General features: G+C 73.0%; 11 protein-coding genes and 1 pseudogene. 7 read left to right on the forward strand and 5 right to left on the reverse strand.

All coding sequences use genetic code 11. The features are described 5' to 3' along the window. Positions 1 to 80 precede the first annotated feature (80 nt). From ACQPZW_RS13620 to ACQPZW_RS13630, 3 genes are read left to right on the forward strand one after another with little or no spacing between them, the layout of a single operon-like run. Complete coding sequence (locus tag ACQPZW_RS13620; protein WP_433795224.1) at positions 81 to 1,331, forward strand: SUKH-3 domain-containing protein; 1,251 nt, start codon at positions 81 to 83, stop codon at positions 1,329 to 1,331. Further along, complete coding sequence (locus ACQPZW_RS13625; protein ID WP_433795225.1) at positions 1,328 to 2,575, forward strand: SUKH-3 domain-containing protein; 1,248 nt, start codon at positions 1,328 to 1,330, stop codon at positions 2,573 to 2,575. Before ACQPZW_RS13620 ends, ACQPZW_RS13625 begins: the two co-directional genes overlap by 4 nt. A gap of 49 nt (positions 2,576 to 2,624) precedes the next feature. After that, the gene (locus ACQPZW_RS13630) at positions 2,625 to 3,119 is read left to right on the forward strand and encodes a hypothetical protein (protein WP_433795226.1); all 495 of its coding nucleotides are present in this window, start codon (positions 2,625 to 2,627) and stop codon (positions 3,117 to 3,119) included. A gap of 34 nt (positions 3,120 to 3,153) precedes the next feature. On the opposite strand, the gene ACQPZW_RS13635 is transcribed toward ACQPZW_RS13630, so the two are convergent. Then, a complete protein-coding gene (locus ACQPZW_RS13635) occupies positions 3,154 to 4,200 on the reverse strand; it encodes an LLM class flavin-dependent oxidoreductase (RefSeq protein ID WP_433795227.1) in 1,047 nt (348 codons plus the stop codon). Between the two features lie 281 nt (positions 4,201 to 4,481). Here ACQPZW_RS13635 and ACQPZW_RS13640 point away from each other — a divergent pair, with 281 nt between their 5' ends. Together ACQPZW_RS13640 and ACQPZW_RS13645 are read left to right on the forward strand one after the other, a co-directional pair. After that, positions 4,482 to 5,150, forward strand: a complete 669-nt coding sequence (locus ACQPZW_RS13640) for a hypothetical protein (protein WP_433795228.1) — start codon at positions 4,482 to 4,484, stop codon at positions 5,148 to 5,150. 267 nt (positions 5,151 to 5,417) lie between these two features. Further along, a pseudogene (locus ACQPZW_RS13645) lies at positions 5,418 to 6,488 on the forward strand (IS630 family transposase). 801 nt (positions 6,489 to 7,289) lie between these two features. On the opposite strand, the gene ACQPZW_RS13650 reads toward ACQPZW_RS13645, so the two are convergent. Together ACQPZW_RS13650 and ACQPZW_RS13655 are read right to left on the reverse strand one after the other, a co-directional pair. Further along, complete coding sequence (locus ACQPZW_RS13650) at positions 7,290 to 9,566, reverse strand: response regulator (RefSeq protein WP_433795229.1); 2,277 nt, start codon at positions 9,564 to 9,566, stop codon at positions 7,290 to 7,292. Further along, positions 9,563 to 10,801: a lipopolysaccharide biosynthesis protein gene (locus tag ACQPZW_RS13655; RefSeq protein WP_433795230.1), complete on the reverse strand. Its 1,239-nt coding sequence runs from the start codon at positions 10,799 to 10,801 to the stop codon at positions 9,563 to 9,565. Before ACQPZW_RS13655 ends, ACQPZW_RS13650 begins: the two co-directional genes overlap by 4 nt. Before the next feature lie 135 nt (positions 10,802 to 10,936). On the opposite strand from ACQPZW_RS13655, the gene ACQPZW_RS13660 reads away from it, so the two are divergent. Both ACQPZW_RS13660 and ACQPZW_RS13665 read left to right on the forward strand, forming a co-directional pair. Continuing rightward, the gene (locus ACQPZW_RS13660; RefSeq protein WP_433795231.1) at positions 10,937 to 12,286 is read left to right on the forward strand and encodes a hypothetical protein; all 1,350 of its coding nucleotides are present in this window, start codon (positions 10,937 to 10,939) and stop codon (positions 12,284 to 12,286) included. Then, entirely contained in the window at positions 12,193 to 12,660 is a 468-nt protein-coding gene (locus tag ACQPZW_RS13665) for a hypothetical protein (protein WP_433795232.1), read from the forward strand. Before ACQPZW_RS13660 ends, ACQPZW_RS13665 begins: the two co-directional genes overlap by 94 nt. On the opposite strand, the gene ACQPZW_RS13670 is transcribed toward ACQPZW_RS13665, so the two are convergent. Together ACQPZW_RS13670 and ACQPZW_RS13675 are read right to left on the reverse strand one after the other, a co-directional pair. Next, entirely contained in the window at positions 12,642 to 13,331 is a 690-nt protein-coding gene (locus ACQPZW_RS13670; protein ID WP_433795233.1) for a response regulator transcription factor, read from the reverse strand. The two genes, ACQPZW_RS13665 and ACQPZW_RS13670, sit on opposite strands and share 19 nt — an antisense overlap. Positions 13,332 to 13,425: 94 nt before the next feature. Further along, positions 13,426 to 13,836, reverse strand: a complete 411-nt coding sequence (locus ACQPZW_RS13675) for a hypothetical protein (protein WP_433795234.1) — start codon at positions 13,834 to 13,836, stop codon at positions 13,426 to 13,428. Positions 13,837 to 13,853: the final 17 nt, after the last annotated feature.

Here is a 13,853-nt window from a genome sequence, read left to right on the forward strand (position 1 = left end):
TCGATCCCGGGGCTCCGCCGAGTGACCGTTCGGCGATGGCTCTAAGCTCGCAGTCCGGGGACCGAAGGGGGCGGGCCAGGATGATCACACGGACCGAGGCGGAGCACATCGCCGTCGGCTGGGCTCGCCGGCAGTCGCTCCGGCGTGGCTATCCGTGTGCGCCGTTCGTCGAGGAGCTGTCCCTCGGCTGGGCGGTGTCGATGGTGCTCCCACCCGAGGTGCGCAGCGAGCCGGGCGCCGACGTGACCACCGTCATCGACCGGGAGACGGGCCGTCTGTCGCACTGGCCGCCGTCGGCCGGCTCCGATCTCGACCGGATCTACACCGAGTGCCGGGACGCCGCGGTCGGCGCGCACCAGACCGCCGATCCGCTCGCCGAGTTGCGGCGTGAGGCGTACCGCCGGGTCAGCCCGTCGGTGGCGGCGCATCTCACGCTCGGTGGCCGGCTCTTCCGGGCGAGGGGCGCCAAGGGCGATCAGGAGCTGCGTCATCACCCGATCGTCGCCGCGCTGCTCGCCGCGATCCCGCCGGAAGGCACGGTCCGTGGCGCGGCCCGGCACGCCGAGCTGCTGGTCGTGTCGGACGTGCTCCACGAGGCCGACAAGGTCCGCGCCGCGTCCGGCATCACCCCGCTCACCCTCGACGAGGCCCGCACCCTGCTCGCGCCGGGCCGGTTCGAGACGTTCCACATCCGGGAGAGCGGCGACCGGGCCGGCGGCAGGCCCACCGTGTTCTGCCAGACCTGCGCCGCCGTGCTCGTCGATCTGCGAGTCGTCACCGACGCCGAGCGGGCGCATCCCCGGCTGGGAGCGCTGACCTCCGGGACCGATCCGGAGCCCGGCCGTTTCCCCGAGGACATCGCCTGGGAGCTGGCCGCCGGCGACTGGCGCAGCGAGCCGGAGTGGACCGACCGGCGCGGCGCCGGGCTCGCCGAGCGGATCGAGAAGTCCCACGGCCAGGAGCACGCGCTGTCCCGTCTGCCGGTGGCGGAGGCGGCGTTGCGCGAGTTCACCGACGTCGCGTGTTTCCGCAACGGCCCGGGCGCCGCCCAGTGGATCCGTTGGTTCCATCTCGGCAGCGGCAACCTGTTGTTCCTGGCCGATCCGCTGCACGAGTTCGGCACGGTCGTCGGCGCCCGGATGTTCCCGATCGGGCGGGAGGCCTCCGAGGAGGCGATTCTGGCCATCGACGAGCACGGACGGGTGTTCTCCCTGGATCAGGGCGGTGAGTGGTTCATCGCCGACACCCTCGACCGGGCGATCGTCGCGCTGGCCACGGGCCTGCCGGCCGCCCGCGTCCGCGACGACGGCACCTGGCGGGAGCAGTCATGATCACTCGTGCGGACGCCGATGCGGTCGCGGCGGCCTGGGCCCGGTCCGAGTCGCTGGCCACCGGGCGGGAGCACCGGGCGAGCGTGGAGGAGTTCGACCTCGGGTTCGCGGTGAAGACGCCGCCGGTCGTGCCGGAGCTGTCGCCGTCCGGGGTCGGCACCGGTGTCCGGGTCGTCGACCGGGCGACGGGCCGGGTCTCCACCTGGCCGAACTGGCCGGTCGCCACGTTGCGGGAGGTCTACCGGGAGCAGCGCGGCGAGATCGTGGATCCGCCGAGGACGGCCGACCCGGAGGTCCAGCTCCGTCGGGAGATCCACCGGCGGCCCGCGCCCGGCGTCGCGGCGCACGCCACCGTGCAGGGCCGTGTCTACATCGCCCGCGGCGCCAAGGGCGATCAGAAGCTCGACCATCACCGGCTGGTGCTGGACCGGCTGGCCGAGCAGTCGCCGCGGGAGACGGTGCGCGGCTGCGAGCGGCACGCCGAGCTGCTCGTCTGCTCGGACGCGCTGCACGACGTGGACCGGCGGCGCGGGCTCGACGGCCTCCCGCCGCTCACCCTGGACGAGGCACGGGGGGTGCTCGGCGAGTCGCTCCTGGAGACCTTCCTGATCCTGGAGCCGGGCGCCGACGGCGCGGGTGAGCCGAACACGCCGTGCGCGACCTGCTCGTACGTGCTGACCCAGCTGGCCCTGCTGCCGTGGAGCGCGACCGCCGCCCTCGAAGAGGTCATCGCCCCGCAGCGGCCCAACCCCGATCCGGCCCGCTTCTCCGACGTGACCGCGTCGGAGCTGCTCGACGGGCGGTGGAGACCGGAGACCCCCTCCCGGATCCGGTACGGCATGGCCGAGGTGATGGCCGAGGACGTCGTGGCGACCCCGGGCGGCGGGTTCCACCACGAGCCGTTCCCCGCGGTGTACGAGGCGTTCGCCCTGACCGGCAAGCTTCTCGTCAAGCGGCGGGCGCCGGGTGTGGAGCAGCGGGTCCAGCTGTTCGAGATCTGGTCGATGCCGGTCCGGCACACCGCCGGCGTGCTGCACGAGCTCGGGCGGGTGATCGGGGCGCGGCTGTTCCCGCTGGGCCGGGTCGGCTTCGAGTCGGTGCTGGCCATCGACGAGCACGGCCGGGTCTTCCACCTCGACCAGGCCGGTGAGTGGTTCGTCGCGGACACCTACACCGAGGCTCTGGAGACGCTGGTCCAGGGCCGGCGGACCCATCGGGTACGCGACGACGGCACCTGGGGGTAGGGCCGGGCGGACGATGGCCGGCACGTCGGCGTCCGTCGATACTTCACGGGTGGATCAGCCGAACCGCCGGATCGCCGTGACCCTGTTCTTCGCGGTCAACGCGCTCCTGGTGCTGCCCTGCCTCGTGCTGGTGCGCCCGTGGCAGCGGTACGGCGTACCGGTGACCGTGACGGTCCTGGTGATCGGGGTCGGACTGGTCGGCGTGTTCTGTGCCCTGCTCTACCGCAGCGCCGAGAACCGTCCGGACTGGAACCACGCCCGGGTGGCGACGGAGCTGACCGCACGGGGGACCGTCGTCGTGACGATCACCTGCACCGACCTGATTCCGCGGGGGACGTTCCGGGCGTTCGCGCGGGACCTCCGCACCGCCCTCGACCAGCCCGGACACGACGGGATCGTGCTGCGTGTCGAGCCGCTCGCGGGGCGGGAGCACGTGCTGCACCTCGAGTCGGCCCCGGAGGACCTGGAGGAGGCGACGCGGATCCTGCGGGACGCGTGCGGCCGCAACGGCATCGCCCGGGTGGGCCCGTCAGCGAGCCCGTGACGGGATCAGGGCGGCCCGGTTGCTGCCGAGACCGTCAGCCCTTCACGAGCGGCAGCAGCTGATCGCCCTGCCGGCGGATCTCCGGGAGGTACGGGGTGTCCGACAGCACGAAGTGCGTCACGCCGAGGCTCTGGTAGCGGCGCAGCGACTTCGCCACGTCCTCGGCCGACCCGACCAGCCAGGTCGTGGCCGCGCCGCCACCACCGTACTTCCCGGGTGTGGTGTAAAGGTTGTCGTCCAGCACCTCGCCGCGGGAGGTCAGGTCGAGAAGCCGCTGCTGACCGACCGCCTCACGCCGTTGCAGGTCGCGCGCCGAGCCCTGGTTGCGGGCCATCTCGGCGACCTTGGCCTCGGCGTCGGCCCACGCCTGCTCGGTGGTGTCGCGGACCAGCGTGGTGATACGCAATCCGAACTCCAGCGGCGCGTGCTCCCGGCCGAGTTCCGCGCCGAGCCGATTGAGCCGGTCGATGCGCTCGCCGACGCCGTCGAGCGGCTCACCCCAGAAGAGCTGCACGTCGGCCTCGGAGGCGGCGACTCGCTCGGCGGCCTCGGAGGCGCCACCGAAGTAGAGCCGTGGCGGCTTCGCCACGGGTGGCGTGACGGTCGAGCCGGTGACCCGGAAGTGCTCGCCGGTGAACGTGACGTTCTCCTCGGTCCACAGGCGGCGGACCAGCCGGAGGAACTCGCGCGTGCGCCCGTACCGGTCGGCCTGGTCCTTCTCGCCGTCTCCGTACGCACCGGGGTCGTCCTTGCCGGAGACGATGTTGACCAGCACGCGGCCGCCGGAGAGATGCTGCAGTGTGGCGGCCGCGGAGGCGAAGTTCGCCGGCCGCCAGTAACCCGGCCGGATCGCGATGAGCGGCTGGAACGTGGTGGTCCGGGCGGCGAGTGCGGTGGCCACGGTGAACGTGTCGGGCCGCCCCCAGCCGGTGCCGAGCAGGGCGCCGCCCCAGCCGTGGTCCTCCAGAGCGCGGGCCTGCTCGGTCAGGGTGTCGAGGCTGTTGTGACCCTCGACGATGTCGTCGCCACGGTGGCCGGGCGTGACCTGGTTGGGGATGTACCAGAGATATTCGCTGCTCACGTGGGGCCTCCCGGGTCATCGTCAATCAACGGCCGCTGCTTCGATCACTGCCCATATCCTATAGGCTATAGGGGTAATTTGGGTGAGTGTCGTGCGTCCCCCGTTCGACGGCACGGCCAACGCGCAGCCGGGGCTCCTGTCCCCAGGAAGGCTGAAGCCCAGCGCCGAGGAAACGTTCCGGCTCGAGGAAGAACATCGGCGCCGGTGTCCGTGGGGGCCGTGCAACCGGGCGGGACCGGTCGGGCAACCGTCCCGCAACCGGTGGATGGCATCGTCGCAGCGTGACCGGAGCCCGTACCCCCGCATCCCGCCTCGTGAAAGCCGGCCTGGCGGTGGCCGCCGTGGTGCTCGGCACCGGCGTCGCGCCGTTGCCGGCGAGCGCCGACGGGCCCGGTTACGGTGGCAACGCCGACGCTCTCACCGTCATCTGGGAGATCAACGCCCAGCGTCGTGGCCTGGCGGTGTACGCCGTCGGGTTCCGGGGCGGCTCGTCGGTCCGGGTCCGCGTCGGGTCGGATCCGGAGCGGACGGTCATCGCGGACCCCTATGGGGCGGTCGATCTGCTGTTCATCGCGGCGATCGCCACCAGCACCTCCAAGGTCAAGGGCACCTGGAAACTCGCCGCCGCCACGACACCACTCGCCGCCACGACACAGACCGGCGGCGCCACGACCCTCGCCGACGGCTCGACGGACGGCGGAACCTCGGCGGTCACCGCGGCCACCGGAGCCAGCGTGCTGGTCAGCGGGCACACGCCGGCGGGCGAGCTGCGGACGCTGATCGGCGCGGTCCCCCCGGAGATGACCGACCGGGGCGCCGCCGAGCTCATCCCGTGGGTGGTCGCCCTGGCCGGATCGCTGCTGGCCGGCCTGTGGCTGCGCCGCCGCTACGGCTACGCCTTCTCCGGCAACGTGCGCCGCTACCGCCACCCGGCCCGTCACCGGGCCTGATCGCGTCCCTGCGCTCCCGCCACCCCGCCCGTCCGGGCTTGATCGCATCCGCGCCGCCGCCGTCACCGACCTTTGGTCGCCCCGGTCTCAACCTGTCGACCGCCCGGCTGCTCGACTCGGCGTGGCGGCCGGTTCGGGCGTGCACCCATCGCCTCTGGCGGGAGACGTCAGGTTTCACCAGAGGGAACCGGCGCGGGCGCCCGCTCCTTCCGGGAGTTCGCTAGTGTCCTGAGTCGTTGATTCGTCGGCGAATTGCAGGCATCGGTGATGCCGGGTCGGGTTGCTGCTGTTGTCGTGTTGTCCGAGCTGAACGGGCGCAGTTGCTGGCGTGGGCGAGGCGCAGGAAGACGGCCAGTGGGCTGGCGATGCGGTGTCGGATCGTGCTGGCGGCGGCGGAGGGTCTGACCAACACGGCGATCGCTGGTGAGCTGGGTATCACCGACGACACCGTCGGTAAGTGGCGTAACCGGTTCGTGGCCGGCCGGCTGGCCGCGTTGGCCGATGAGCCGCGGCCGGGCCGACCACGCACGATCGCCGATGCCGGCGTGGAACGGGTGATCACCGCGACCCTGGAGACGACGCCGAAGGACGCCACGCACTGGCCGACGCGTTCGCTCGCCGCCGAGGTGGGCTGAGCCAGGCGGCGGTGTCACGGATCTGGCGGGCGTTCGGGCTGCAGCCACACCGCCAGGACACCTGGAAACTGTCGAAGGATCCATTGTTCATCGACAAGGTCCGACATCGTTGGGCTGTATCTGGACCCGCCGGAACGCGCCGTGGTGTTGTGCGTGGACGAGAAGTCCCAGATCCAGGCCCTCGACCGCATCGCCCCGATACTGCCGATGCTGCCCGGTACCCCGGCCCGCGCCACCCACGACTACGTACGGGCCGGCACGTCGAGCCTGTACGCCGCACTGGACCTGGCCACCGGCAAGGTGATCGGCTCCCCACACGCCCGGCACCGGGCCATCGAGTTCAAGAAGTTCCTCGTCAAACTCGACCGCGAAGTCCCCGCCGACCTCGACGTGCATGTCGTTCTGGACAACGCCTCGACCCACAAGACCCCGACGATCCGCCGGTGGCTACTGGCCCACCCCCGCTTCGTACTGCACTTCACCCCGACCAGCAGCTCATGGCTCAACCTCGTCGAACGCTGGTTCGGTGAACTGACCACGAAGAAGCTCCAGCGCGGCATCCACGCCCTCAACACCGACATCCGCGCATGGATCGAATCCTGGAACGACAACCCGCGACCCCTACGTCTGGACCAAGACCGCCGACCAGATCCTCGAATCCATCGCCCGAGACTGCAGACGAATTGACGACTCAAGACACTAGAGAGCTTTCGGAATCAGGGTCTGCGCCGGCGTCGGCCGGCCATAGCTCAGCCAGGTCATGACGTGGCCGGAAGCCTGTTCACGCCGCGGTTCACGGACTGGTCGCCGAGACGTCCGCTGCCGTCGGCCCGGGGGACTGGCCACCGAGACGTCTCCGGCCCATTGCGCCGAAGGGCTGGTCGCCGAGGCGTCCGCTGCCCTTGCCCCGGGGGACTCGTCACCAGGACGTTCCCTGCCTTCGCCGAGGCCTTCGCCGAGGACGAGCACGAGGACAGGCGCACACGTACGCCGATCGTGCGACCCCAGCCACGCCCCCACGACCACCAGCGCACACGAAACCCCGATCGTGGGCTCTCACCAACGCCAGGGCGACGACCAGCGCACACGCAACCGTTACGTGTGCGCCCATCACCGCCGGCGACCACAGAGAAGATCGACTACACGGACTACTGACACGCGTGGGACGGCATCCCGGACACCGGTCACCCCCACAGCAGGCCTTCTACGCGCAGCAGAAGCCCTGACTCCAGAAAGTTCCTGGAGAGCGGCCGCAATCGGAGGCCTGGCGGGACCCGCCGTGGATCGGAGGGGCCGGGTCGTCGACGCTGGTGTCGCGCCGCGGTCGCATCCGAGCAGCGGTTCGGGTGGGCACAAGGCCCATCGCCGGAGCCGTCCGGTGCACCTGGTAGGGGAACCCGGGCTCGGTCACCGACCGTAGACGGCGGCGAGAACACCCGAGCCCGGCAGGTAGGCCGGCCCGGGGCGGCGGCGACCTGGCACAGACCCTGACCTCGGAAGCTCCCTAGCTCTCGTTGAGGTAGGCGGCCATCGCGATCGCCGCGGCGGCCGCGGCCTGATCCACCTCGGACACGGCGGCGGCCAGGACGCCGGCGTCGACGGGGGTGGCGGCGAGCCGTTCCACGCGGGCGCAGGCGTCGGCCAGGGGCTGGGCGCCGAGCAGCGCGCTGGAGGACTTCAGGGTGTGCGCCACCGCGGCCAGCCGGTCGTTGCCGCCGGTGGCGAGGGCGGTGGCCATGGCCTCCCGTCGCCCGCCCAGCTCGGCCAGGAACATGTTGACGGTCATCGCCACCAGTTCGCGGCCTTCCAGTTGAGCTTCGAGGTCCAGCAACTGCGCCCGGGACAGCACCTCCGACTCGGCGGGGGCCGGCGGCTCCTCCGGTGCGGCCACCGCGACCGGGGCGGCCGGCGCGGTCAGGTACGGCTCCAGCGCCCGGCGCAGCTCCGGCAGGGTGATCGGTTTCGCCAGGTGGCCGTCCATCCCGGCGTCCAGGCAGCGGTCCTGGTCCTCGGCGAGAGTGGTCGCGGTCAGGGCGAGGATCGGCACACGGCAACCCGCCGCCCGCGCCGCCCTGGTCGCCTCGGGGCCGCCCATCGCCGGCATCTTCATGTCGAGAAGCGCCAGGTGGTAGCGGGTCTCACCGAGCAGCGCCGTCACGGCGGCCGCGCCGTCGGGCACGGTGTCGCACTCCACGCCGAGCACGTTGATCATTCGCTGCAGGACGGTGCGGTTGACCTCGTCGTCCTCGGCGAGCAGCACCCGTCCCGGGGGGAGCGGCTCCAGCGTCGACGGAGTGGCCCGCGGCCCGGCCTGGTGGCGTCGCAGTTCGGTGGCGAGCCGGTCGACCGTCACCGGGGTGGTCAGTGTTCCGGCCCGGGTGGGCGCCTGACCGGCCGTACCGCCGGAGGTGATCGTGATCGTTCCACCGGCTGCCGGATTTCGCGTGTCCTCACACCGGACCACGAGACCGGCCCCGTGCTCGTCACCGGTGACCCCCTCGGGGCCTACTCGGACCGGTTCCGCGCCGGTCGCCGCGACCAGCCAGGACAGTGCCAGCCGGGAGCGCCCGGTCGGCGCGGCGACGGCGACCCGCCCTCGAACCGCCGGAACCGGCGGAATCGACGCGGCCTGGTCCGGCAGGGGACGCAGCGGCAGGCGGACACTCCACCGGAACCCTCCACCGGCCTCCGTCACCACGGCCGTGTCGCCGCCCGCCGGCGTTGCCTCCATCGCAGTGTCGCCTCCCGGACGAGCGACGCCGTGGGCGGCGCTGGTGCCGTGGGCAGCCGGTCTGCCGCCGGCCGCGGTGGGGCCGCCCGGCGAGATGGTCCCGGCGGACCGGGTGATGTGGCCGGCCGCCGTGGTGCCGTGAGCTGCGGCCACGCCGGCGACTGTGGTGACCCCCGGAGCCGCGGTGCTGTCGGTGATCGTGGCGCCGCCCAGGGCGGTGGCCAGCCGGGCCGCCAGAGCGAGCCCGGCACGGTCGTCCGGAGCGGGGGCCGGCTGCGGCTCGCCGGCGGAGGTGACGTCGATGCGATAGGCGTCCGCGCCGTCGGGCTCGGCGGTGACGACGACCTCGCCGGCTCCGGGCTGCCGGACGGCGTGGCCCACGGCCGCGGTGAGGATGCGGCGCAGCACCCCGGCGTCGCCCCCGGTCACCGCGGGCAGACCCGGCGCCGGGGCGGCGAGCAGCAGGACCCCGCGCTCCCGGCACTCCGGGCTCATCGACTCGGCGACATCCTCCAGCACCCGCCGGAGCACCACCGGACCGTCTTGCGGAACCGGTGTCCCCGTCTCGAGGAGGGTGAGCGCCGACAGGTCGTCCGCCAGCGACTCCAGGCCCTGGGCGGTCCGCTGGATGTCGTCGATCGTCTCCTGGGCGGCGGCGGGCAGAGCCTGCGCACGCAGCAGCTCGATGGCCGCGGCCACCGCGGCGGCCGGGGTCCGGATCTCCGGCCCGAGCAGGCCGAGGAGCCGGTCACGGGAACCCCCGCCGGCGCTCTCGACGGTGATCAGGCGGCGTTGCGCCCCGCACGTGCTCTCCAGCCCGGTGACCCGCATCGTGGCGTCGGCCCCCGGATCGCAGTGGCACGGCCGCACGACCTCCGAGCCGGTACGCGTGTCGCGTACCAGATCCGGAAGGCTGCTGTGCGACGGGCAGTCATCCCGGGGTGTGCAGCGCCGCCACGGCTCGTTGGCGACGAGGACCCGGCCGTCGTCGTCGGCGATCGCGGCCGGGTACGGCAGTGCGTCGGCCAGGCTCCGTGCTGCGAAACTCATGCTCTGACCCCTTGCAGAACCGGCGTACGGCGTGTCCAGGCCCGGCCCTCGACGACCGCGATCAGCAGCAGCGTGGGCAGCAGCGCGGCGGCCGAGCAGGCGGCGATCTGGGCGGCCGAGCCGTGCCACAGCTGGATCAGGGCGATCTCGAGGACTGCTCCGGCCCAGGGGACCAGTGTCATCCAGGAACGGCGGGCGAGTGCGGCGTTCGTCAGGACGGTCACCAGAGAGGTGAAACCGGCGACACCGCTGAGCACCTGGACGAGCGTGGCCGCGCCGGCGTACCCGTCGCCGTAGAGGATGCTCAGCACCAGCGCCGGCACGATCGCCACGACCGCCGCGCCGAGCAGTGCCGGGCCGGCGACGGCGGCCGAGGCGCTGAGCAGCGTGCGGACCCGGCCGGGCCGCCCGTGGGCGGCGACCAGGCGGGGGAAGACGACAGCCATCACCGCCGCGGGCAGCGCCAGGACGGTCTTGGCCACGGTCGCCGCGGCCACGTAGGCGCCGGACTCGGCGCCGGCCAGGTGGTGCCGGGCGAGGAACAGGTCGACCGTGGAGAAGAGGAACAGGCCGGTCACCGCGACCGCCGCGCCGCCCACCGCCCCGAGCCGCATCGTGGTCCCGGATCCCGGTTCGCGCTCGCGGACCAGGACCCGGACGGCGGCCGCCAGGGCGGCCACCTCACTGAGCAGGGTGGCGACGAGAGCGCCGGCTATGCCGAAGGGCACGGCCAGACCGACCCCGAGGATCAGGCGTACGGCCGTCGCCACCAGATAGGTGCCGGCCACCGCGGTGGTCCGCCGGGCGCCGAGGAGCAGCCCGCGCGCGGTGGCGAGAAGAGCGGCGACGATGAGGTACGGGGCGAGCTGTGCCGCCCCGGCGATCCCGTCGAGGTGGAACCAGCCGCTGAGCAGGGGCGCGCAGAGGAGGGTGACGGCGCCGGCCGGCAGGCTCCAGAGCGTCACCGCACGCAGTGTGCCGGTGGTGGTGGCCCGTCCGGCCCCGTGGGTGGCCGCGTGCGCCGAGGCAGCGGTCTGCAGGGCGCCGAGTGGGATGGCGAGCATCACCATCGCCGCGAGCAGGGCGCCGAGCGCTCCGTAGGCGGCCGGGTCGAGGAGCCGCCCGACGAGGGCGTGGAAGGCGAGGTTGCCGGCGCTCTGCACGGCCACCGCCACCGCGATCGGCCCGGCGGCCCGGAGGAGCGCGCCGCCGGCACGCCTGTGGTCGAACTGCACGTGATCCGTATCGGCCGGGCGGCCCGGAAGCTGCTGATTTAGTGGAGGCGGCCACGATTCTCCCGAAGGTTCCTCGCATCGGCGCGCTACGGGCGTACTTATAAGAATATGTCCGGGAAAATGGTTTCTGAGTCGATGAGCCGTCGTGTCGCCGGTCGCGCCGAGGTGATGGACACGGTCACGGCCGTCCTCGATGACGCCGGAGCGGACTGGGCCTGGCAGGGGAGCACCGGAGCGCCGGAGCGGTGGGCGGCCGACAACGGGCCCGCCGACCTGGACGTCTGGTGCGCGGCCGGCCGGCAGTCGCCCGGCCCGGTGGCCGCGCTCACCCGGGCGTACCCCTGCGCCGTGATCGCCGACGCCGCGGACCCGCGACGGCTGCGGCACACCGGTGTCGCGGTGGTCACCGCCACCGGCCTTGCCGTCGTCGACTTCACCCACGGTGACCTGCGGGTCGGCCCGGTCCTGCTGGTCCCGGCGGCGGAGGTCACCGTCGACCGGGCCGCTCACCGGCTCACCGGCGCGGCCGCCGTCGCCGACCTGCTGGTCCGGCCGGTGCTGCGCGGGCGGATCCCCGATCCGGATCGGCTCGCCGAGGCCCGCGAGGCCTGGGCGGCGGCCGACCCGGGCCCGCGAGCCGCGCTGGCCCGGCGTCTCACCGGACAACTCGGCGCGGCGGTCGCCGCCGACCTGATCGCGACAGCCGGAGGGGCCCGGCCCGATCCGGGACTTCCCCACCGCGCCCGTCTGCGGCTGGCGGCCCGCAGCCTGGCGCCGGGCGCTCTCGGCGCGACGTGGGCGCAGCGGCGCAGCATCATGCCGGCCGGTCCGTCCGCCGGGCCTCTCGGCCTACGAGCCCGCGGCGTGGTCGTCGCGCTGGTCGGCACGGACGGCGCCGGCAAGTCCACGGTCGCCGCGATGCTCGGCGACCGGCTGCGGGGCCGGGGGTTCGCGACGTCGCAGGCCTACTTCGGCATGGCCCGCGGCAACCTTCCGGGTGTGGCGCTGGCCCGCCGCCTCCTGAACGTCGGCTCCACCGCCCCGACCCCTCCGGTGTCCTCGCCGGAGGCCGGCCCGAGATCGGCGGTGTCCTCGCCGGAGGCCGGCCCGAGATCGGCGGCGTCGTCGGCAGAGGCTGCTGGACGGGCGCCAGAAGGGATTCGGGCTTTAACGCCCGAAACACCCCCGACGTGGCCGAAAGGGACGGTGTCCGGAATCGGGGGAGGACCTGGAACCGAGTCCGGGCAGGGAGGGCCGGTGTCGGGTCGCGGGGAAGGACCTGAAACCGACTCCGGGCGGGGAGGGACGGTGTCCGGTCGCGGGGAGCGGCCGGACCCGAGTCCGGGCCGGAGGACGGCGTGGACCGGTGCAGTGGCCTTGATCATGGCCGGTTGCGCCGGGTGGCCGCCTGGTACTACGCGGGCGAGTACGGCTGGCGTTACCTGCGTGACGTTCTTCCCGCGCTGGTCCGCGGCCGGGTGGTGATCGCCGACCGGTGGGTCTACGACCTGCGGGAGTCGCCGTGGCCGGGTTCGGCGGCGGCCCGGGTGGCCGAGCTGCTGGTGCCCGCCCCGGACCTGCTGGTGCTGCCCGACGCGCCGGTCGACGTCATCCACGGCCGCAAACCGGAGCGGAGCCTCGCCGACCAGCGCGAACAGCAGGAACGCTTCCACCGGCTGCTCGCCGAGCGCCCGGCCCGCTGCGCCGAGATGGTGATCGACACGTCCCGCTCAGCGCCCGGCGATGACATCGCCGAGCTGGTCGCGGCCGTGGTCGAGGCGGCACACACCCCCCGGAGCCTGCGCAGGGGGACACCTTCCGGGGACCGGCAGGGCCGGGGTCAGGGCTCGAAGCGGTAGCCGACCCCGCGGAGGGTACGGATGTGGCGCGGCGCGGACGCGGACTCGCCGAGTTTGCGTCGTAGGTTACCGACGTGCACGTCGATGATGTGGTCATCGCCGAAGAAGTTGTCGCCCCACACATGTTCCAGCAGTTGGGGGCGGGTGAAGGTGCGGCGGGGCGCGGACGACAGCAGGTCCAGCAGGTCGAACTCGATCTTCGTCAGCTCGATGATCGCGCCGGTGCGGGCGACCTCCCGTACTTCCAGGTCGATGCGCAGCTCGCCGTATTCGCGGACGGCCTCGCGCCGGGCCTGGACGCTGGCCCGCGGGCGCCGTCGCATCGCCTGGATGCGGGCGGCCAGCTCACGCGGGGAGAACGGCTTGGTGACGTAGTCGTCGGCGCCGACCGAGAGGCCGACCACCTTGTCCAGCTCGTCGGTGCGGCCGGTCACCATGATGATGTACGCGTCGGTGAACTGCCGGATCTGCCGGCACACTTCGATGCCGTCGAAATCGGGCAGGCCGAGGTCGAGGATGGCGAGCTCGGGCCGCTGCTTCTGGGCCTGCGCCACGGCCTCCTGGCCGTCACCGGCGGGCACGACCTCGAAGCCCTCCTTCTCCAGCAGATGACGGCAGATCATCATGAACTCGGGCGAGTCCTCGACGACGAGCGCTCGTGGCGTGGTCACGGCACCTCCTGGGGACGATGGAACGGTGGGCAGATCTCTCATCGGCTGTGGGGCGGACGATCCAAGGGTGTGCGGGACTCGATCCGGTGGGATCTCAGGCACTCACCGGAAAACGCTCGCGAGCCTGGTGCAGAAGCTCGACGAAGCCGTACGCGTCGATCTCGGCGGCGGCCTCCACGTCGAGGACGGCGATCCAGCGGCCGGTGGCCACCAGGTTGTCGGAGAAGAGCGTCGCGTCGATGTCGGCCTCGTCGGCGCGCACGAACCGGGTCAGGGGCAGGCCGTTGACCTCGTCGGCGGCGAGCGCGGCGGCATCGGCGACTCCCAGCACCTCGAAGCTGATGCACTGGGCGTACAGGGCCTCGGACAACCGCTCGACGACGGTACGGACGGCGGCGGCGGGACCGTGGACCGGGAGGATGAGGGTCAGGTCGACCCCGGACCGGCCGAGGCCCGGAACGACGGCGGTGGTGGCGGCGGGGGCGGTGAGCTGCGAGTTCGTCATGCATCAAAGGATGGCGG

It is taken from the genome of Actinoplanes sp. CA-252034, from assembly GCF_050956125.1.
Lineage (GTDB): Bacteria > Actinomycetota > Actinomycetes > Mycobacteriales > Micromonosporaceae > Actinoplanes.

Bases quoted from the DNA above. Each gene is read 5' to 3' on its own strand.
- ACQPZW_RS13620 (WP_433795224.1), top strand. From the start codon at position 81: ATGATCACACGGACCGAGGCGGAGCACATCGCCGTCGGCTGGGCTCGC.
- ACQPZW_RS13625 (WP_433795225.1), top strand. From the start codon at position 1,328: ATGATCACTCGTGCGGACGCCGATGCGGTCGCGGCGGCCTGGGCCCGG.
- ACQPZW_RS13650 (WP_433795229.1), bottom strand. From the start codon at position 9,566: ATGAGTTTCGCAGCACGGAGCCTGGCCGACGCACTGCCGTACCCGGCC.
- ACQPZW_RS13660 (WP_433795231.1), top strand. From the start codon at position 10,937: ATGAGCCGTCGTGTCGCCGGTCGCGCCGAGGTGATGGACACGGTCACG.
- ACQPZW_RS13675 (WP_433795234.1), bottom strand. From the start codon at position 13,836: ATGACGAACTCGCAGCTCACCGCCCCCGCCGCCACCACCGCCGTCGTT.